Source organism: Streptomyces sp. NBC_00466 (genome assembly GCF_041433995.1).
Classification (GTDB): domain Bacteria; phylum Actinomycetota; class Actinomycetes; order Streptomycetales; family Streptomycetaceae; genus Streptomyces.
In genome coordinates this window covers 6,353,205-6,371,265 of sequence record NZ_CP107896.1, presented here as the reverse complement: position 1 = coordinate 6,371,265, position 18,061 = coordinate 6,353,205, and the positions used below count along the sequence as shown (strand labels likewise).

At 71.1% G+C, this 18,061-nt stretch carries 16 protein-coding genes and 1 pseudogene; 8 read left to right on the top strand and 9 right to left on the bottom strand.

Features of this window, described 5'->3' with window-relative positions:
* The first annotated feature begins 142 nt into the window (after positions 1–142).
* The gene (locus OG210_RS28605; protein ID WP_328324380.1) at positions 143–604 is read left to right on the top strand and encodes a pyridoxamine 5'-phosphate oxidase family protein; all 462 of its coding nucleotides are present in this window, start codon (positions 143–145) and stop codon (positions 602–604) included.
* Positions 605–643: 39 nt separating this feature from the next.
* Here the strand turns inward: OG210_RS28605 and OG210_RS28600 are convergent, their stop codons facing one another.
* Entirely contained in the window at positions 644–1,573 is a 930-nt protein-coding gene (locus tag OG210_RS28600) for a LysR substrate-binding domain-containing protein (RefSeq protein ID WP_328324381.1), read from the bottom strand.
* A gap of 74 nt (positions 1,574–1,647) precedes the next feature.
* Between OG210_RS28600 and OG210_RS28595 the strand changes: the two genes are divergently transcribed.
* The gene (locus OG210_RS28595) at positions 1,648–2,661 is read left to right on the top strand and encodes a DMT family transporter (RefSeq protein ID WP_328324383.1); all 1,014 of its coding nucleotides are present in this window, start codon (positions 1,648–1,650) and stop codon (positions 2,659–2,661) included.
* Here the strand turns inward: OG210_RS28595 and OG210_RS28590 are convergent.
* Positions 2,652–3,983, bottom strand: a complete 1,332-nt coding sequence (locus OG210_RS28590) for an aminotransferase class I/II-fold pyridoxal phosphate-dependent enzyme (RefSeq protein WP_328324385.1) — start codon at positions 3,981–3,983, stop codon at positions 2,652–2,654. The two genes, OG210_RS28595 and OG210_RS28590, sit on opposite strands and share 10 nt — an antisense overlap.
* Positions 3,984–4,032: 49 nt before the next feature.
* Between OG210_RS28590 and OG210_RS28585 the strand changes: the two genes are divergently transcribed.
* Complete coding sequence (locus OG210_RS28585) at positions 4,033–4,722, top strand: pyridoxamine 5'-phosphate oxidase family protein (RefSeq protein ID WP_328324387.1); 690 nt, start codon at positions 4,033–4,035, stop codon at positions 4,720–4,722.
* Between the two features lie 109 nt (positions 4,723–4,831).
* Here OG210_RS28585 and OG210_RS28580 read toward each other — a convergent pair whose 3' ends face one another.
* The 3 genes from OG210_RS28580 to OG210_RS28570 form a co-directional block, all read right to left on the bottom strand.
* The gene (locus OG210_RS28580; protein WP_328324389.1) at positions 4,832–5,797 is read right to left on the bottom strand and encodes a DMT family transporter; all 966 of its coding nucleotides are present in this window, start codon (positions 5,795–5,797) and stop codon (positions 4,832–4,834) included.
* A gap of 234 nt (positions 5,798–6,031) precedes the next feature.
* The gene (locus OG210_RS28575; protein WP_328324391.1) at positions 6,032–7,015 is read right to left on the bottom strand and encodes an EamA family transporter; all 984 of its coding nucleotides are present in this window, start codon (positions 7,013–7,015) and stop codon (positions 6,032–6,034) included.
* Positions 7,016–7,046: 31 nt separating this feature from the next.
* Entirely contained in the window at positions 7,047–7,619 is a 573-nt protein-coding gene (locus tag OG210_RS28570; RefSeq protein ID WP_328324393.1) for a Clp protease N-terminal domain-containing protein, read from the bottom strand.
* A 257-nt stretch (positions 7,620–7,876) separates the two neighbouring features.
* Here OG210_RS28570 and OG210_RS28565 point away from each other — a divergent pair, with 257 nt between their 5' ends.
* A complete protein-coding gene (locus OG210_RS28565; protein ID WP_328324395.1) occupies positions 7,877–8,305 on the top strand; it encodes an SRPBCC family protein in 429 nt (142 codons plus the stop codon).
* 64 nt (positions 8,306–8,369) lie between these two features.
* Here the strand turns inward: OG210_RS28565 and OG210_RS28560 are convergent, their stop codons facing one another.
* Complete coding sequence (locus OG210_RS28560; RefSeq protein WP_328324397.1) at positions 8,370–8,966, bottom strand: PadR family transcriptional regulator; 597 nt, start codon at positions 8,964–8,966, stop codon at positions 8,370–8,372.
* 140 nt (positions 8,967–9,106) lie between these two features.
* On the opposite strand from OG210_RS28560, the gene OG210_RS28555 reads away from it, so the two are divergent.
* Positions 9,107–9,916 carry a PhzF family phenazine biosynthesis protein gene (locus OG210_RS28555; protein ID WP_328324399.1) on the top strand — a complete coding sequence of 270 codons (810 nt, stop codon included), beginning with the start codon at positions 9,107–9,109 and terminating at the stop codon, positions 9,914–9,916.
* 121 nt (positions 9,917–10,037) lie between these two features.
* Here the strand turns inward: OG210_RS28555 and OG210_RS28550 are convergent, their stop codons facing one another.
* The gene (locus OG210_RS28550; protein WP_328324401.1) at positions 10,038–10,817 is read right to left on the bottom strand and encodes a type II CAAX endopeptidase family protein; all 780 of its coding nucleotides are present in this window, start codon (positions 10,815–10,817) and stop codon (positions 10,038–10,040) included.
* 356 nt (positions 10,818–11,173) lie between these two features.
* Here OG210_RS28550 and OG210_RS28545 point away from each other — a divergent pair.
* A pseudogene (locus tag OG210_RS28545) lies at positions 11,174–11,764 on the top strand (hypothetical protein); the annotation flags it as partial.
* Positions 11,765–11,821: 57 nt separating this feature from the next.
* On the opposite strand, the gene OG210_RS28540 reads toward OG210_RS28545, so the two are convergent.
* Complete coding sequence (locus tag OG210_RS28540; RefSeq protein ID WP_328324403.1) at positions 11,822–13,345, bottom strand: glutamate--cysteine ligase; 1,524 nt, start codon at positions 13,343–13,345, stop codon at positions 11,822–11,824.
* Positions 13,346–13,865: 520 nt separating this feature from the next.
* On the opposite strand from OG210_RS28540, the gene OG210_RS28535 reads away from it, so the two are divergent.
* Both OG210_RS28535 and OG210_RS28530 read left to right on the top strand, forming a co-directional pair.
* Complete coding sequence (locus OG210_RS28535; RefSeq protein WP_328324405.1) at positions 13,866–14,456, top strand: hypothetical protein; 591 nt, start codon at positions 13,866–13,868, stop codon at positions 14,454–14,456.
* A 300-nt stretch (positions 14,457–14,756) separates the two neighbouring features.
* Complete coding sequence (locus OG210_RS28530) at positions 14,757–14,960, top strand: DUF5999 family protein (RefSeq protein WP_328324407.1); 204 nt, start codon at positions 14,757–14,759, stop codon at positions 14,958–14,960.
* Between the two features lie 88 nt (positions 14,961–15,048).
* On the opposite strand, the gene gcvP is transcribed toward OG210_RS28530, so the two are convergent.
* A complete protein-coding gene (gcvP, locus tag OG210_RS28525) occupies positions 15,049–17,934 on the bottom strand; it encodes an aminomethyl-transferring glycine dehydrogenase (RefSeq protein WP_328324409.1) in 2,886 nt (961 codons plus the stop codon).
* Between the last annotated feature and the right edge of the window lie 127 nt (positions 17,935–18,061).

Below are 18,061 nucleotides of genomic sequence, written 5' to 3'. Positions count from 1 at the left end.
GCCGGTCTCATGGAACCCGGCCGACCGGGCAGGGCCGGGCGCGCGAGGCTAACGCCCATTGCGTCATGAAGGAAGAGACTCCATGATTTCTGACACCCAGTCAGGTACAGCCTGAGTCAGCCGAAACGGCGGGAGACGCCCCATGACCGACACCCAGCGCCGAGGCCGCAGGATCATGATGACGGACGCGGAGCGCGACGCCTTCCTCGGCGAGCGGCGCACCTGCCGGGTGGCCACCGTCTCGGCCGACGGCCGTCCGCACGTGGGCGCCCTCTGGTTCCTCTGGGACGGCACATCGCTCTGGCTCTACTCGCTGACCCGCAGCCGCCGCTGGTCCCAGCTGACCGGGGACCCGCGCCTGGCCGTGGTGGTCGACGACGGCGAGGAGTACGGCGAGCTGCGCGGCGTGGAGCTCTCGGGCAGCGCGGTCATGGTCGGCGAGGCGCCCCGTACGGGAGAGCCGTGCCCCGAACTCGACGCGCCCGAGAAGCTGTTCGCGCGCAAGAACTTCGGGATGGACCTCATGCCGTACGACGGGCGGCACGCCTGGCTGCGGCTGACCCCGGACTCGGTCGTGTCCTGGGACTTCCGCAAACTCGGCTGACCGCCCGGCCGTCGAGCGCGCCCGGACGCCCGGCCCCGCTCAGTCGGCCGCTCCGTCCGGAGCCACGTCCTCAAGACCCGCACCGGCCGCGTACAACGCGTCGACCGCCGCCCGGATGGAGGGCCGGCGGTCGGCGTCGGCGCGCCAGATCGCGTACACATGGCGCCGGAGCGCGTCCCGTACGGTGACGACCCGTACGCCGTCGGGCACCGGGCCCCTCCCGAGCCGTGGCGTCACACCGACCCCGAGCCCGGCGGCGATCAGCGCCATCTGGGTGGGGTGCTCGCCCGCGACATGGGAGATCCGCGGCTCGAACCCCTTGCCCCCCAGCGTGAACATCAGCCACTCACGGCAGAACTCGCCCTCCGGCCAGGTGATCCACTCGTCCTGCGCGAACGCTTCGAGCTCCACCTCTGCGGCGCCGGCCAGCGGATGGCCTTCGGGCACCGCGATATCGGCGATGTCGTCGAAGAGGGCACGCTTGGCCATACCTTCCGGCATCGCCGTGGGCTTGTTGTACCAGTCGAGCACCAGGGCCACATCGAGGTCGCCGCGCACCACGCCCCGGACACCGTCCTCGCCCTCCAGTTCCTGTGAGCAGACGGCCAGTTGGGGGTGGTCGGCCCGCAGGGCGGCGAGCACTCCGGGGAGCAGCCCGCGGGCGGCGGTGGGGAAGGCGGAGATCCGCAGCTCCCCGACCACCCGGCCGCGCTGGGCCTCCAGATCCGACTGGGCCAGCTCCACCTGGGAGAGGATCCGGGCGGCGTGGTCGGCGAGGAGCCGCCCCGCGTCCGTGAGCCGGACCCCTCTGCCGTTCTTGGCGAGCAGCGGCTGCCCCGCCTCCCGCTCCAGCTTGGCCAGTTGCTGGGAGACGGCCGAGGTGGTCACATGCAGCCCGTCGGCCGCTCCGCTCACCGAGCCGTGCCGGGCCACCGCGTCGAGGGTGCGCAGACGCTCCAGATTCAACATGTAAGCAATACTAAGGCAACCACTCAACATAATCTCGCTTGTGCTACGAGATAGGCCGGTCCAGAGTGGTCCGTATGAGCACCGCGACTCCCGCCAGGACCGTGTCAGCACCGGTCACCGCACCTCCGCCCACCACCCGCCGACCCGCTGTCGACTGGCGCATCCGCTTCGCCCTGCTCTCGCTCATCTGGGGTTTCAGCTTTCTGCTGATCAAGGTGGGCACGGAGGGCTACGCGCCGTTCCAGGTCACCTTCGGCCGCCTCTTCTTCGGCACCGCCGTGCTGGCCGCGGCGATCGCCTTCAGGCGCGAGCGGCTGCCGCGCGGGGCGCGGACCTGGGCACATCTCGCGGTCGCCGCGCTCCTGCTGAACGCGGCGCCGTTCTCCCTCTTCGCCTACGCCGAGCAGACCATCCCCTCGACGCTCGCCGGGATCTGCAACGCCACCTCCCCGCTGTGGGGCATGGCACTCTCCCTGGTCGCACTCTCCGAGGACCGCCCGACCCGCCGCAGGTTCGCCGGTCTAGGGGTCGGATTCCTCGGCGTGCTGACCGTGCTGGGCGTCTGGCAGGGCTTCTCCGGACTGGACTTCAGAGGCACCGCGATGGCCCTGCTGGCGTCTCTGTGCTATCCGGTCGGCTGGATCTACGTACGGCGCACCCTGGCGGGCACCGGCAGCTCCAACCTCGCAATGACCGGTTCACAGCTCCTGGTCGCGACCCTCGAACTCACCCTGGTCACACCGCTGTTCACCACACTGCCCACGTCGTTCCCGGTGGTGCCGCTGCTCGCCGTCGCGGCCCTCGGCGCGCTGGGCACCGGTGTCGCCCTGCTGCTGCAGTACGGCCTGGTGGCCGAGGTCGGCCCGACCACCGCCCAGATGGTCACGTACTTCATCCCGGTGATCGCCACCGCTGCGGGCGTGGCGCTGCTGGGCGAGAGCATCGGGTGGAACACCCCGGTCGGCGCGGTGATCGTGCTGGCCGGCGCGGCCCTGACGCAGAGCAGGCCGAGGAGGCGCGGACGGAACAGCGGGGGCCGATCCGTCCTGGGGCCTGTCGTAAGGCCTCCCGGGCAGGGTCAGTCGTAGCGCCTGCCGGGCGCGGGTCCGGCCGCCGACGCGACGGCGTCAGCGACCGGACCGATGTCGTCCGGCCCCAGCGTGGAGACCGTGAGGCGCACCCCGGGCGGTGCGGCCATCCGGAAGCGGGCGCCGGGGGCTACGGCCCAGCCGGAGTACAGCAGCCGCGCCACCACCCCGGTCTCGTCCGGCACCGGCACCCACACATTCATCCCGCTCCGGCCGCAGGCATCGATGCCGCGCTCGACGAGGGCCCTGATCAGCGACTCCCGGCGCCGCCCGTACGACAGCGAGACCGCGGAGACATCGACGGCCCTCGAACTCCACAGCTGGACCACCGCGCTCTGGAGCAGATGACTGACCCAGCCGGGGCCGAGCCGCTGACGGCCCAGCACCCGGTCCACGGTGGCCGCGTCACCGGTCAGCACGGCGAGCCGCAGATCGGGTCCGTACGCCTTGGAGACCGACCGTACGAAAGCCCAGTTGTCCGCGGCCGCGGCCAGCGGGCTCAGTGGCAGATCGACGATCCCGTGCCCGTGGTCGTCCTCGATGAGCAGGACGCCGGGATGGTCGCGCAGGACTGTCCGCAGCACCTCGGCGCGCGCTGAACTCACCGCCGCGCCCGTGGGGTTCTGCGCGCGAGCGGTGACCACGAGCGCGCGGGCCCCCTCACGGAGCACCCGTTCCACCTCCCCCGGCAGCGGCCCCTCGCCGTCGAGGGCCATCGGCACCGCGCGCAGCCCCAGTGCGGGTACGAGATCCAGCAGGGCGCCCCAGCCCGGGTCCTCGATGGCGACGGAGTCACCGGGCCTGAGGTGTGCGGCCAGCACCCGTTCGATCCCGTCGAGCGAACCGGACACCACGGCGACCGGCCCGTCCGGAACGCCGTCCGCGTCGAGAGCGGCGCGCGCGAGCCGTTCGAGCTCCGGGTCGACGCCCGCCTGCCCGTAGAGCACAGCCCGCTCGTCGCTGCGCGCGGCGGCGCTCGCCAGGGCCCCGGCGAGCGGGGGCAGCAGGGCGCGGTCAGGATTGCCCGACGCCAGGTCCCGCACTCCGGCGGGGATGTCGGCCCTGATGGATTCGCGCGCCGTGCTGGCCGGCCGGGACCGCACCCGGCTCCCCCTGCGGCCCGCCGTCGCGATCACCCCACGGTCGCGGAGCATCCGGTAGGCGGCGCCGACGGTGTTCGGATTGACACCCAGCTGTGCGGCCAACTCCCGCAGTGGCGGCAGCAGTTGCTCCGGCGCGAGCGCGCCGGAGCTGACCGCGCGCTCCACGCTCGCCGCGATGTCCGTTGCACGGCGGCCTTCGATCCCATACTCTCCTAGCACAAACAAGATTATGCACTAATGCAATGGAGAACGCAAGATGGAGAACGCCATGTCCGAGACCCCTCCGGCCTCTCCCCGGCAGCAGGACGGGCCTTACGTACCGACCGCGCGGACCGTGCCCACCCGCTCCCGGGAGCGGGCCTCGTACGACCGCGAACTGGTCCACTCGGTACTGGACGAGGGATATGTCTGCCACCTCGGATTCCTCCGCGACGGTGCGCCCGTCGTGCTGCCGACGCTGTACGCACGGGTCGGCGAGCGCCTCTACATCCACGGCTCGACGGGCTCCCGTCCGCTGCGGGCGGCCGGCGAGGCGGACCCCGGCATCGCGGTCTGCCTGACCGTCACCCATGTCGACGGTCTCGTCCTGGCCCGGTCCGCCTTCCACCACTCGATCAACTACCGCTCCGTGGTGGTGCACGGCACGGCCCGCCAGGTCACCGACACCGACGAGCGGCGCACCGCTCTCGACGCGATCGTCGAGCAGGCCGTACCGGGCCGGTCGCACGACTCACGCCCGGCCAACGCCAAGGAGCTGGCGGCCACCGCCGTGATCCGCCTGGACCTCGACGAGGTATCGGCCAAGGTCCGCACCGGCGGCCCCAATGACGAGCCCGAGGACCTGACTCTGCCGTACTGGTCAGGCGTCGTACCGGTAAGCCGCGGATACGGCGCACCGGTACCGGCGGACGACCTGGACCCGGCGATCGGCCTGCCGGACTACCTCGACCGGCACTGATCCCGCTCCGGGAGGCGCGGCCAGGAGCGGACGCCGCGGCCCGGCGGACCCAGACCGGATCACCCCCCCTCGGCCCGGTCCGGCCCTGACCGGTCCAGCCCAGACCGACTCAGACCGGTACCGGCCGGCGCCGCGCTGCTGCCGCCGCCCGCATCTCCCCGTACGCGAGACCGGTGACCGCCGCGAGCAGCAGCAGCGTGCCGAGGACGGTGCCCGCGGTGAGCCGCTCCCCGAGCAGCGCGACAGCGATGACCGCGGCGCTCACCGGTTCGAGCAGCATGATCACCGAGACCGTGGCAGACCGGACGACCGCGGCCCCGGCGAAGTACAGGGCGTACGCGAGCGCGGTGGGCACCGCGGCCACATAGGCCAGCAGGCCCACCACCCGGACCGGTTCGCCGGTGTGCGGGAGCAGCCCCTCCGCCACGGCGAGCGGCAGCAGGACGACGGTACCGACGGCGAGGGACCAGGCCGTCGTCGACAGCGGGTCACCGCCGCCGCTCCGGCCGAGCCACCGGGTCAGCAGGGTCATCGCCGCGTATCCGGCAGCGGAGAGCAGCGCCCAGCCGACCCCGGCGGGGCGTACGGCTCCGCTGCCACTGCCCAGGACCAGTACCACGAGTCCGCCCAGCGCACCGGCGACGGCGGTGATCCCGCCGGCGCCCAGCCGCTCCCCCATGGTCAGCCGGGCACCGACGGCGATGAGCACGGGCCCGGCGCCGAGGGTGACGACGGTGGCCACGGCGAGCCCGGTGAGCTGGACCGCGGCGAAGTAGGCGACCTGGAAGAGCGTGAACGCCAGTCCGGTCGCGGCGGTGCGCAGTGCCAGCCGTGTGCGGGGTTCGGCGGGGCGGGGCACACCGCGTGGGCGGCGGCGCACGGCCCGCACGGCGAGCAGCAGCGCAAGACCGCCGGCGCAGCGCCAGAAGGTGAGGGAGACGGGCCCGAGATCACTGGCCAGGTAGAGCAGCGAGGCCCCGGCCCCGGCGGTGCCCCATGCGGCTCCGGCCACGGACAGATAGATGAGACTCCGGCGGACGGACAGCCCGGCGGCAGGGTTCGGCGTATGCGTCACGTACTTGCTCCGTGAGAGATGACTGAGAAAGGGGAAAGGCGGTCGCTGAACTCCGTGCGCGGGCAGCGACGAGCCGCTCGGGGACAACCCGAGCCCGGTCTCCGTCAGTGGTGCGGCCGCCCGCGCTATGCGGCGGGGGGCGGCAGTACGGTGAGATGCATGGCCGAACCCTAACGGACGGCGCCGACACCGCGTCAGGCGAGGTTCACCCCGCCACCGGTTCGCGCCCCGGCGTCAGTTCGCGCCCCGGCCTGCGGCGGGCAGCTCGGCCCCCACGCCGGGCGTCGCGCCCGCCACCGGCCCCGAAGGGGGCTTCGGCGCCGAGGACTGGGCGACGAAGGCGCCGAGCAGCACCACCGCCCCGCCCGCGATCTGCGGCGCCGAGAGATGCTCCCCCAGCAGCACCCAGGCGAGCACGGTCGCGATGACCGCTTCGAGACAGGCGACCACCCCGGCCACCTGCGGGGAGAGACTGCGGACCGAGACCACTCCGAAGACATACGCGACGACGGTGGCGATCAGCACGATCCAGCCGAGCAGCAGCCAGGCGGGCACCCGCGTCCCGTTCATGTCCGCCGCCCCCGCGAGCAGCGACCAGTCCATCCGCCACGGGCGTGCGATCACCGTCAGCAGGGCGGTACCGACGAGGAGTCCGTACGCGATGACGCCCAGCGGGTCGGCCCGGTCGGCGCCGTCGCCGCCGTGGTCCGACAGGACGAAGTATCCGACCTGGCAGCAGGCGGCGCCCAGCGCGAGCAGCAGCCCGACGGCGTCGAAGCTCAGCCCGGACCAGACCTCGACCACACAGGCGAGCCCTCCGGCCGCGAGCACCACCCCGAGGACGGCGGCGCGCGTCACCGGCCGGCGCTGCACGAACCGGACCCAGCCCAGGACGAGCGCGGGCGCCAGATACTCGACCAGCAGGGCGACCCCGACGGGGATACGGGAGAGGGCCGCGAAGTAGCAGGCCTGGACGCCCGCGACGGCGAACAGTCCGAAGCCGAGAAGCAGCGCGGGCCTGCGCCGTACGAGGTCGCAGTGGCGCCAGGCGACGGGCAGCATCACCAGGGCGGCCCCGGCCACCCGGAGCCAGACCACCTGCAGCGGGTCGAGGCCCGCCTCGATCAGCGGCTTGGCCGCGACACCCGATCCACCGAACGCGAAGGCCGACACCAGGGCGAGTCCCAGGCCGACGCTCTTTCCCTGAGACGCACGCATCGGCACATCATGACAGGTGTTGTCAGGGGCATCACCATCGACGGGACTGACGGGTGCCGTCCTCCAGGCGCCCGGCGAGGAGTTCCGCGTCCACCCCCGCGCGGCCGAGCACCTCCACGGCGCGGCACTCGCGGTCGCGGGCGAGCGCGGCCAGCAGGTCGAGCCCGCTCGCCCGCCGGTCCCCGTCCTTCCCCGCTCGCTCCAGGGCTCCCTCCATGGCCGCGACAGCGGCGGGCGACCAGCCGGCCACCCCGGGCTCGGCCACCACCGGAACGGCCCCCGAATCCTCGACCGATCCCTGCCAGCGCAGCCCGTAACCGATGCTGCGCTGCACGAGATAGCCGAGCACCCTGGCCACCTGGGGGCCACCCTCGAAGGCGGCCCGCACCTCGGGGTCGGTCTCGATCACCGAGTGCAGCAGATGGGCCGTGTCGATCTGCCGGTCACCGTCACGCAGCGCGCGCCGGCGTGCGCCCGCCACGACCGTCGCCAGTTCCACGGTGAGCCTGGCTTCGATGTCGGCTCGGGACGGGGCTGGCTGGTCGTCCGGCCGGGTAGGGCTATGCACATCTCCCAGCTCATCAGCCGGCTGCGTCCGGAACATCCCCGCCGGGGAGCATTTACCCCTCCGACGGAAGTTGGGCACGCCTGCCCGGACTCTCCTCCTTACGGATGAGACGGCGATCGCGCGCGAAACGGACACGCGCCCCCTGCATCCGGGCACCGGGCCGCCACGGCGCCACCACGCCACGTTCACCGGCGGCCGGACCCGCGAAGACCTGACGGTTCATCAGTATTGAATGTTCCGGGTCCAGGAGCTACGTTCCGCGACATCACAACCCGACGAGAAGGGGTGGTCGCATGGCCGAAGTCAGCGCCGAGGCTCGGATCGAAGCACCGGCCGAGAAGGTCTGGTCCCAGCTGACCGACTTCAGCGCGTACGGCGAGTGGAACGCGACACACACCAGTTTCCCGAAGGGCGGCCCGGCCAACCTCGCCGTGGGGGCCACTTTCGAGGAGAACATGAAGCTCATGGGCTTCCCCGCGGAGGTGAACTGGACGGTCGAGGAGCTGGCACCCGGGGCCCTGCTGGTCACCCGCGGCAAGGGACCGATGGGCGTCAGCCTCGCGATGCGCTACTCGCTCACCCCGGACGGCGACGCCACCGTGGTCCGCATCGAAGGCGAGTTCACGGGGGCCGCCGTGTCACTGATGGCCGGCAAGCTCAAGGACTCGGCGACCGCCGCACTCCAGGAGTCACTGCGCAAACTCGCCGGCCTGGTGACCTGACCCGTACGACAGCGGCGCCCCCACGGATATCCGTGGGGGCGCCGCTTCGGCCGCTGGAACGTTCTCAGTCCTCATCGGCCAGAATCAGATAGAGCTTCTTCCGGGATTCGCTGATCACGGCCATCGCCTTCTTCCGCTGCTCCGGCGTACCGGTCCTGAAGACCTGGCCGAACGCTTCCATCAGACCGAAGCCGGCCTGCCGGATCTCGTTCACCGTCTCCCAGTCACCGCCGCGCCCGGCACCCTCCCAAGGAGCGTCCGGCCCCTCGTCGGCGGCCGTGCGCCCCGGCTCGGTGAGCGTGAACAGCTTCTTGCCGCCCTCGCTCTCGCTGGCGATCAGACCCTCGTCCTCGAGCAGCTGGAGTGTCGGGTAGACGGAGCCAGGGCTGGGGCTCCAGGCCCCGCCGCTGCGCTCGCCGATCTCCTGGATCATTTCGTAGCCGTGCATCGGCCGGTCCTTGAGCAGCGCCAGGATCGACGCGCGTACGTCGCCGCGACGCGCCCTCCCCCGGGGTCCGCCCCTGCCGCCGCGCCCGCCGAACGGGCCGCCGAAGGGCGGACCGAACGGCCCGAATGCGCCGCGGCGCCCCTCGAAGTCGCCCCCGCCGTGATGGCCGGGGCCGCCGTGTCCTTGTCCGTGTGTGTGTCCATGGGGACGCATCGCACTCACTTCCTTACATCGTTGATCTGTCGCGATGCGTCAACGATATATCGGTACTGTTCGTTTGGCAATCTTTTCCAGGCCACGTCCCCGCAAGTGGCCTTGGCCTGCGGTGTTGCCCCGCGCCTACGGTCTGTCCCATGCGCATACGAATCGTCGACGCCTTCACGGACCGCCCCTTCGCCGGCAACCCGGCCGGGGTGCTGCTCCTCGACTCCTTTCCGGACGACGGCTGGCTCCAGAGCGTGGCGGCGGAGGTGAACCTCTCCGAGACGGCCTTCGCCCACCCGCTGCCCGCCGGCGGCGAGGCCGACTGGGCGCTGCGCTGGTTCACCCCGGCCACCGAGGTCGACATGTGCGGCCACGCCACCCTGGCCACCGCCCACGTCCTGCACACGACGGGCGCGGCGACGGGCACCGTCCGCTTCGCGGCCCGCTGCGGACTGCTCACCGCGACGGCCCACGAGAACGGCAACGTCACGCTCGACTTCCCCACATCACCGCTCACCGATGAAGCCGTCCCGGCCGGCCTCAGCGAGGCACTGGGCGCCCGGATCACCGGGGTACGGGACACCGGGCCGCACATCGGGGACCTGCTCGTCGAGGTCGCCGACGAGCAGACGGTCCGCTCGCTGTCGCCCGACTCCGCCGCACTGAAGGCCCACTCCCGGCGGGGCATCATCGCGACCGCCGAGGCGGACGACCCCTCACTCGGCTACGACTACGTGTCGCGCTGCTTCTTCCCCAACGTCGGCATCGACGAGGACCCGGTGACCGGCAGCGCCCACACCGCACTGGCCCCGTTCTGGTCGGCCCGGCTGGGCCGCGACGACCTGACCGGCCTCCAGGCCTCGGCCCGCTCCGGTCTCGTACGGACGTCCCTGCGCGGCGACCGGACGCTGCTCACCGGCAGCGCGGTCACCGTCATCGACGGCGAACTGCACGTCTGAGAAGGCCGGAGACAGGGAGTACAGGAGGACAGGGAGGACCACGGGAAACCGCGAAAGCGGAAACGACGAAGGGGGCCTACGGCAGTCCCGTACGCCCCCTTCACCGCATCGCGGCGGCCTCTCACCCGGTGGGCAGCCACCCCACCTTCCCGGCGAGCAGCGCGTATCCGACGAACGCCCCGATGTCGAGCAGCGAGTGCGCGACGACCAGCGGCCCGACCCGCCCCCACCGCCGGTAGAGCAGCACGAACACCACACCCATCGCCACATTTCCGAGGAACCCGCCGACCCCCTGGTAGAGGTGGTACGAACCGCGCAGCACCGCGCTCGCCGCCAGAGCGGCCATCGGGGTCCACCCGAACTGCCCCAGTCTGCGCAGCAGATACCCGACGACGATGACTTCCTCCAGTACGGCGTTCTGCACCGCCGAGAGGATCAGCACCGGGATCTTCCACCACACATCGGGCAGCGACTCCGGCACCACGGTCAGGTTGAACCCAGTGGCCCGCGCGCCCAGATAGAAGGCGAGGCCCACACTGCCGATCCCCGCCGCGATCAGCACCCCGCGGCCGAGGTCGGCCCGGGGCCGCGTCCGGTCGAAGCCGATCGCGCGCAGCCCCGACCCCTCGCGCAGCAGCAGATGCACCACCAGCGCGACCGGCACCAGGGCCGTCGCGATGCCGAAGAGCTGCCAGGCGAGATCGAGCCATGGCCGCCCCGGTGCGAACGACCCGTTGAGATTGGCGGCCTGGTGCTTGAGCCCTCCTGGTTTCGTCAGTGCCCCGATAAAGCTGATCAGCGCCGAAACGCCGCTCGCGCCGAGAGAGAGTGCGAGTACCAGCACCGTCTCGGACCGCAAGAACCGCTGCGACGTCCCCTCTGTGGGAACAAAATCAGCCACGCGCTCGCCCTCCGCCTGCACACCTGCCTCCAGTTGGCCAATCGCGCCTCATCCCCACCACCGTGCCACTAGGGTCTCGAATACAGGTACGAAGATCGCGCACGACAGGCCGGGGGACGGGCGTCAATTCGATGGCGCGCTCCCCCTTTTCCTTGTTCACCTTCAGGGGAGGAGCACCACCCCATGGGACGTCACAGCTTGCCCGATGACCTCACGGCACCGGCAACCCGGCCCCGTTCCGGTGCACGGCGGCGTCGAACGTCCCCCTCACCTCCGCGTCCAGCATCGCGGAGTCCCCGGTCACCCTGGCCATGGTGCCATCGGCCGCCGAGGCGCTGGGCTGGCCGGAGAAGACGTACACGCTGGTCGACGAGGCTGAGCTGACCACCGATCAGAGCCGGGCCGCGATGCGGTTCATGACCTATCTCGGCGAGGGTGTCAGCCGCACCGAGCTGGACCGGCAGGGCTTCAGGCTCCCGGACCGTCCCGCGACGCCGGGCCGCGTGGCGGCGGCGGGCGGGCACACCCCGCAGCCGTACGCCGACGCCTCCCCGGAGCCACCGTCCGAAGACGTCCTCGACGAGACGCTCGGCATGTGGACCATCACGGTCCAGAGCACCCGGCTGACCACCGTCGTGGACGCGTCGGGCAGGACGACCGGAAGACCTACGCCCGCGGGAAGTTCAACGCGGTGGTGATACTCACCGACGGCGTCAACGAGGACGACCACGGCATCTCCCGCAGCGCCCTCATCGCCAAGCTCCAGGAACTCACCGACCCCGGGCGCCCCGTGCCACTGATCATGATCGCGGTGGGCCCCGACACGGACAGGACCGAGGTCGAGCAGGTCGCCAGGGCCACCGGCGGCGCGGGGTACCGGGTGAGCGACCCCCTCTCAGATCAACTCGGTCCTGCTGAAAGCGGTCATGGCGGTCGGCGGGCACTGACCGGGGACGCGCGGCGCCGACCCCAGGTACGCGAGTCGCCGATCCCGGTACACGCGTTCACCCGCCGCAAGCCGTCACCGTCGCCGGAATGCCCTCCGGCCAGGAGTGCACCGGTTCGCCGCCCGCCATCAGCTCGGCGTACCGCCGGGTGGTGAGCGCCAGTGCCTCGCGCCGCCCGAGCCCCGCCTCCAGCGCCCGGTGGAACGTCTCCGCCTGCCAGGAGGCACCGTTCGTCCGGCGCCTGCACCGCTCCTCGATGACACCGAGGCAGCGGTCGCGGTCCGCGGCCTCGATCCCCCACGCGTCGAGCCCCGCGGCGGCCAGCGGCAGCAGCTCGTCCATGACGAGCCGTACCGCGGGCACCGCCGTGACACCGCCGGAGCGCCCGGGCCGGGGCCACTCCAGTTCGGCGTCGATTCCGTACCGGCAGGCCGCGTCGAAGTTGCGTGCGGCGGCCTCGAAGGGCAGCCGCCGCCACACCGGGCGGGGGTCGTCGGCGAGCGCCCTCACCAGCCCGTAGTAGAAGGCCGCGTTGGCCATCACGTCCATGACGGTGGGCCCGGCGGGCAGCACCCTGTTCTCGACCCGCAGATGCGGTACGCCGTCGGCCACGTCGTAGACCGGGCGGTTCCAGCGGTAGACCGTCCCGTTGTGCAGGACGAGTTCCTGGAGGCCCGGCACCCCGCCGTCGTCGAGCACCCGCAGCGGGTCCTCGTCGTCGCACAGCGGCAGCAGCGGCGGGAAGTACCGGAGGTTCTCCTCGAAGAGGTCGTACGCCGAGTCGATCCAGCGCTCGCCGAACCAGGTACGCGGCCGCACCCCCTGGGCCCGGAGTTCCGGCGGGCGCACATCGGTCGCCTGGAGGAAGAGCGGCGGCCGCGACTCCCGCCACAGCTCCTTGCCGAACAGGAAGGGCGAGTTGGCGCCCAGCGCGACCTGCACGGCGGCGACTGCCTGCGCCGCGTTCCACACATCGGCGAAGCGCGCCGGGGTGACCTGGAGGTGCAACTGCACCGATGTACAGGCCGCTTCGGGCGCGATCGACGAGGAGCTGCAGGTCAGCCGCTCGACACCGGATATGTCCAGGTCGAAGTCCTCACCGCGGGCCGCACACATCTGATCGTTGAGGAGGGTGTAGCGGTCGGCCGACGAGAGGTTCGCGGAGACAAGATCCTGCGGATCGAGCGTCGGCAGGATTCCGATCATCACGATCCCCGCGTCGACTTCGGCTGCTTTTCTGTGCGCGTACGCGAGACCGGTGCGGAGCTCCTCGGCCAGCTGGTCGAAGACACGGCCGCCCAACCGGTGCGGGATAATATTCACTTCGAGATTGAACATCCCGAGTTCCATCTGGAAATCGCGGCTCGCGATCCGGTCGAGAACCTCCGCATTCAACATCCGGGGCATCCCGTCGGCGCCCGCGAGATTGAGTTCGATCTCCATCCCCATGAGATTCCTCGGACGGTCGAACCTCTTCTCCTCCAATAGTCGCTCCAGCACCTCCAGACACTGCTGCAGCTTTCTCCGGTACTGCTGCCGGCCCGACGGATCGACACCGCCCGCCTCCAGCTTCTCCCCCATCGCTGCACCCCCTCCACACGTGTGCGGCCGTGGCGGCCGCCCGGGTCACGGTCGATAATGCCCACACCCGGTGATCCGTAACTCCCCGCCCGGAGTCCGTCCGGAACGAGTATGGTGACGAGAAGATAACGTGTGGCACATTCGCAGCGCATGATGCCTGCAGCAATTTCCAAGCCGCTGCGGCCCGGTGGACCCAGTGAGAACGACCAACGGTTTTCGGCCGACCACTCACATGGAGAACCGTGAGGCCACCGGAGCGCACGTACGTTAAATCGGGATAATCTCCGCAGAATAAAGACCGAATAGCAACTTGTTTGCAATATCCACGTCAGCTAGTTGAAACCCCGCGTGAACACGTGTCGTATAAACTCCGCAGACGAGGCAGAGAGTTGGCGCCCCGGCCCCCGGAGAGTGCGGTACCCCTCCACGCCCCACGGCCCCCCTCTGCCCCTGCCTGCTGACAGTGCTGTCCGCACAGCCCACGCATCAACGTGTCTCCGAAGTGAGAGGCGACCACATCATGCCGCTGTATGTCCCTCCGGCTCCCGCGCCGGCCCTGCGCAGCGTCCTCGCGGCACTCGGCTCCCCCACTGCCGTACGCGAGGCCCGAACCCCGGCTCTCCGCTCGGCCCCGGGGCCGCTCACCCCCGAACTGCCCCTTCCCGTCTACGTACTGGACCAGATCATGCCGAGCGGCGGGACCCCACGTACCCGGCTCACCGGCTGGCGGTTCCTGATCCGCAGCGGCGATCACGCCGTGGCCGCAGCGGACACCAAGCTCACCGCCGACGGCTGGACCTTCTCGCACTTCTTCGAGGGCCCCTACGCCACCGCCACCGGGAGCGCGCTGCGCCGGGCCGAGGCGATGGACACACCGTTCCAGCCCAGGCTGCTGTCCGTACCGGAGCTCTACATGCTGACGTTGTGGCTGCACGGCGACACCACCGCCGACGCCTCGGTCTCCGGCACCATGCCGGCCCCCACGGACCTGCTCGTACCCCTCGCACCCGCACCGCCCGGCATCGCCGCGCACCGGCCGCACCGGGTGTCGGAGCTGCTGCCGGTGATGACGATGAGGCTGTCACCCAAGCTGCTGGGCTCCCCCGCCTGACGGCTGCCGGCCACCACCGCGCGCCCCGTGACCACCGACAGGTCACGGGGCGCGGCGCTCTTTCTGCCCATCCGGTCTAGCCCGGTCGGGCCACCTCCGAACCACCCGGACAGGCAGTCAAGTTGAGCTGAACCGTCCGCACGGGTGATGCGTCCCTATGCTGTAGCAAGTGCTGCCGTGAAATCCCTGCGGATTGACGCCCGTAGGGCAACACTGGGATCACCGACTGATCGGGGGGCGGCCATGAAATCCGCATCGAGCCGCAGGACACTCACTACAACGCAGCGAAAGAACGCATCCATGTGCCAGCACCAGCCAACCTGCCCGTCAGCCACCTCTGCCGACCGGGAGGCCGCGCTCCTCGTGGCGCACCACCCGGAGCAGGGCTGGAGTCTGCTGTGCAACGGCGTTCTCATCTTCGAGGACACCGGTGAACTGCTGCCCGACGGCCGGATCATCGCGCCGCACCGCCCACTGGGTTCGGGACTGGCGACCGCCGCCTGACCCTGCTCAGTACCGAGGAACAGAAGTGGCACAGACGACGAAGGGCCGGCCCGGGTGACATCCCCGAACCGGCCCTCCCGCATGTCCGTCAGTTGTCGTACGCGTCCAGCGGCGGGCAGGAGCAGACGAGGTTGCGGTCGCCGAAGGCCCCGTCGATCCGGCGCACCGGCGGCCAGTACTTGTCGGCGGGCGAGACGCCGGCCGGGAAGACGGCCTCCTCGCGGGTGTACGCGTGGGTCCACTCACCGCCCAGCGCTGCCGCGGTGTGCGGGGCGTTGCACAGCGGGTTGTCGTCCGCCGCCCACTCGCCCGACGCGACCTTCTCGATCTCGGCCCGGATCGCGATCATCGTGTCGCAGAACCGGTCGAGCTCCGCCAGGTTCTCGCTCTCGGTGGGCTCGATCATCAGCGTTCCGGCCACCGGGAACGACATCGTCGGCGCGTGGAAGCCGTAGTCGATGAGGCGCTTGGCGATGTCGTCGACGCTCACACCCGTCGCCTTCGACAGCGGCCGCAGATCGACGATGCACTCGTGCGCGACCAGCCCCTCGGGGCCGGTGTACAGCACCGGGTAGTGCGGTTCGAGGCGCTTGGCGATGTAGTTGGCGGCCAGCACGGCCACCTGCGTCGCCCGCTTGAGCCCCTCACCACCCATGAGACGTACGTACGCCCAGGAGATCGGCAGGATGCCGGCCGAGCCCCACGGGGCGGCCGATACCGGACCGACGCCCGTCGCGGGGCCGGCGGCCGGCTGGAGCGGGTGGTTGGGAAGGTACGGCGCCAGGTGGGCCCGTACGCCGACCGGGCCGACACCGGGGCCGCCGCCGCCGTGCGGGATGCAGAAGGTCTTGTGCAGGTTGAGGTGCGAGACGTCCGAGCCGAACTTGCCGGGCTTGGCCAGTCCGACGAGCGCGTTCAGGTTGGCGCCGTCGACGTACACCTGGCCGCCCGCTTCGTGCACGGCCGCGCAGATGTCGGTGATGTGCTCCTCGAAGACACCGTGGGTCGACGGGTAGGTGACCATCAGTACGGACAGCTCGTCGCGGTACTGCGCGATCTTGGCGTTCAGGTCCTCGACGTCGACGTCGCCGTCCTCGCGGGTCTTCACGACGACGACCTTCATGCCGGCCATCACGGCGCTGGCGGCGTTGGTGCCGTGCGCCGAGGACGGGATGAGGCACACGGTGCGGGCGGTGTCGCCGTTGGCCCGGTGGTAGGCGCGCACGGCCAGCAGACCGGCCAGCTCGCCCTGCGAGCCCGCGTTGGGCTGGAGCGAGACCTTGTCGTATCCGGTGACCTCGGCGAGCCGCTCCTCCAGCTCGCGGATGAGCGTCAGATAGCCCTCGGCCTGCTCGACCGGGGCGAAGGGGTGGATCGCACCGAACTCGGGCCAGGTGACCGGCTCCATCTCGGTGGTGGCGTTGAGCTTCATGGTGCAGGAGCCGAGCGGGATCATGCCGCGGTCCAGCGCGTAGTCGCGGTCGGCGAGCTTGCGCAGGTAGCGCAGCATCGCCGTCTCGGAACGGTGCTGGTGGAAGACGGGGTGGGTGAGGACGGTGTCCTCGCGCAGCAGCCCCGCGGGCAGTGCGTCGGCGGTCCGCTCGTCGAGCGCCTCGATGTCGCCTTCGGCGCCGAAGGCGGCCCAGACGGCGGCCAGCTGGGTGCGTGTGGTGGTCTCGTCGCAGGAGACGGAGATCAGGTCCGCGTCGACCTGGTGCAGGTTGACCCCGCCCTCGCGGGCGGCGGCGGCGACCTCGGCGGCCCTCCCCCCGGTCCGTACGGTGAGGGTGTCGAAGTAGTCGCCGTGCACGACGTCGACGCCCGCGGCGCGCAGCCCCTCGGCGAGGATCGCCGCGTACCGGTGGGTGCGCAGGGCGATCTCGCGCAGGCCGTCCGGGCCGTGGTAGACCGCGTACATCCCGGCCATCACGGCAAGGAGCACCTGCGCGGTGCAGATGTTGCTGGTGGCCTTCTCGCGGCGGATGTGCTGCTCACGGGTCTGGAGGGCCAGCCGGTACGCCTTGTTGCCGTCCGCGTCGACGGAGACGCCGACGAGCCGCCCCGGCAGGCTGCGCGCGAACTTCTCACGTACGGCCATGAACCCGGCGTGCGGACCGCCGAAGCCCATCGGGACGCCGAACCGCTGGGTCGTACCGACCGCGATGTCAGCACCCAGCTCTCCGGGCGAGGTGAGCAGCGTCAGTGCCAGCAGATCGGCGGCGACGGTGACGACGGCACCCAGCTCGTGCGCCTGCTCGATGACGGGCGCGATGTCCAGGACCCGGCCGGAGGCGCCCGGGTACTGGAGCAGTACGCCGAACACACCGCGCTCGGCCACATCGGCCGGAATGCCGTCGCTGAGATCGGCGACGACGACCTCGACACCGGCCGGCTCGGCGCGCGTCTGGATCACCGCGACGGTCTGCGGAAGCGCGTCGGCGTCGACCAGGAAGACACCGTTCTTGACCTTGCCGACGCGGCGCGCGAGGGACATCGCCTCGGCTGCCGCGGTGCCCTCGTCCAGCAGCGAGGCGCCCGAGGTGGGCAGGCCCGTCAGATCGGCGACAACGGTCTGGAAGTTCAGCAGCGCCTCCAGGCGCCCCTGGGAGATCTCCGGCTGGTAGGGCGTGTACGCCGTGTACCAGGCGGGGTTCTCCATGACGTTGCGCAGGATGACCGGCGGTGTGAACGTGCCGTAGTAGCCGAGCCCGATCATCGGGGCGAGGACCTGGTTGCGGTCGGCGAGGAGACGCAGCTCGGCGAGGACCTCGGCCTCGGTGCGCGCGTCCGGGAGGTTCAGCGCCTCGGCGCTCTTGATCACCTCGGGTACGGCGGCCGATGTGAGCTCCGAGAGCGATCCGTAACCGACGTGGGCAAGCATCTTGGCCTGATCCCCCGCATCGGGCCCGATGTGGCGCTGTTCGAAGGGGATGCCACGCTCCAGCTGGGAGAGCGGAATGCGGTGAGCAGTCATGGCGGAGGCCTCCTGGTCGTTACGACCTGCGAGGGGTACCACGGCACGGGTACCCGGACGGCCTCCCCCTCTGTCATCTCAACCTGAGAGTTTCACCGGCCCGCCGCTCGACGCGCCCGCTTTCACC

Excerpts from the sequence above, each read along its gene's own strand:
- OG210_RS28605 (WP_328324380.1), top strand. The coding sequence starts at position 143 with ATGACCGACACCCAGCGCCGAGGCCGCAGGATCATGATGACGGACGCG.
- OG210_RS28600 (WP_328324381.1), bottom strand. The coding sequence starts at position 1,573 with ATGTTGAATCTGGAGCGTCTGCGCACCCTCGACGCGGTGGCCCGGCAC.
- OG210_RS28595 (WP_328324383.1), top strand. The coding sequence starts at position 1,648 with ATGAGCACCGCGACTCCCGCCAGGACCGTGTCAGCACCGGTCACCGCA.
- OG210_RS28585 (WP_328324387.1), top strand. The coding sequence starts at position 4,033 with ATGTCCGAGACCCCTCCGGCCTCTCCCCGGCAGCAGGACGGGCCTTAC.
- OG210_RS28575 (WP_328324391.1), bottom strand. The coding sequence starts at position 7,015 with ATGCGTGCGTCTCAGGGAAAGAGCGTCGGCCTGGGACTCGCCCTGGTG.
- OG210_RS28570 (WP_328324393.1), bottom strand. The coding sequence starts at position 7,619 with ATGTTCCGGACGCAGCCGGCTGATGAGCTGGGAGATGTGCATAGCCCT.
- OG210_RS28565 (WP_328324395.1), top strand. The coding sequence starts at position 7,877 with ATGGCCGAAGTCAGCGCCGAGGCTCGGATCGAAGCACCGGCCGAGAAG.
- OG210_RS28560 (WP_328324397.1), bottom strand. The coding sequence starts at position 8,966 with ATGCGTCCCCATGGACACACACACGGACAAGGACACGGCGGCCCCGGC.
- OG210_RS28555 (WP_328324399.1), top strand. The coding sequence starts at position 9,107 with ATGCGCATACGAATCGTCGACGCCTTCACGGACCGCCCCTTCGCCGGC.
- OG210_RS28540 (WP_328324403.1), bottom strand. The coding sequence starts at position 13,345 with ATGGGGGAGAAGCTGGAGGCGGGCGGTGTCGATCCGTCGGGCCGGCAG.
- OG210_RS28535 (WP_328324405.1), top strand. The coding sequence starts at position 13,866 with ATGCCGCTGTATGTCCCTCCGGCTCCCGCGCCGGCCCTGCGCAGCGTC.
- OG210_RS28530 (WP_328324407.1), top strand. The coding sequence starts at position 14,757 with ATGTGCCAGCACCAGCCAACCTGCCCGTCAGCCACCTCTGCCGACCGG.
- gcvP (WP_328324409.1), bottom strand. The coding sequence starts at position 17,934 with ATGACTGCTCACCGCATTCCGCTCTCCCAGCTGGAGCGTGGCATCCCC.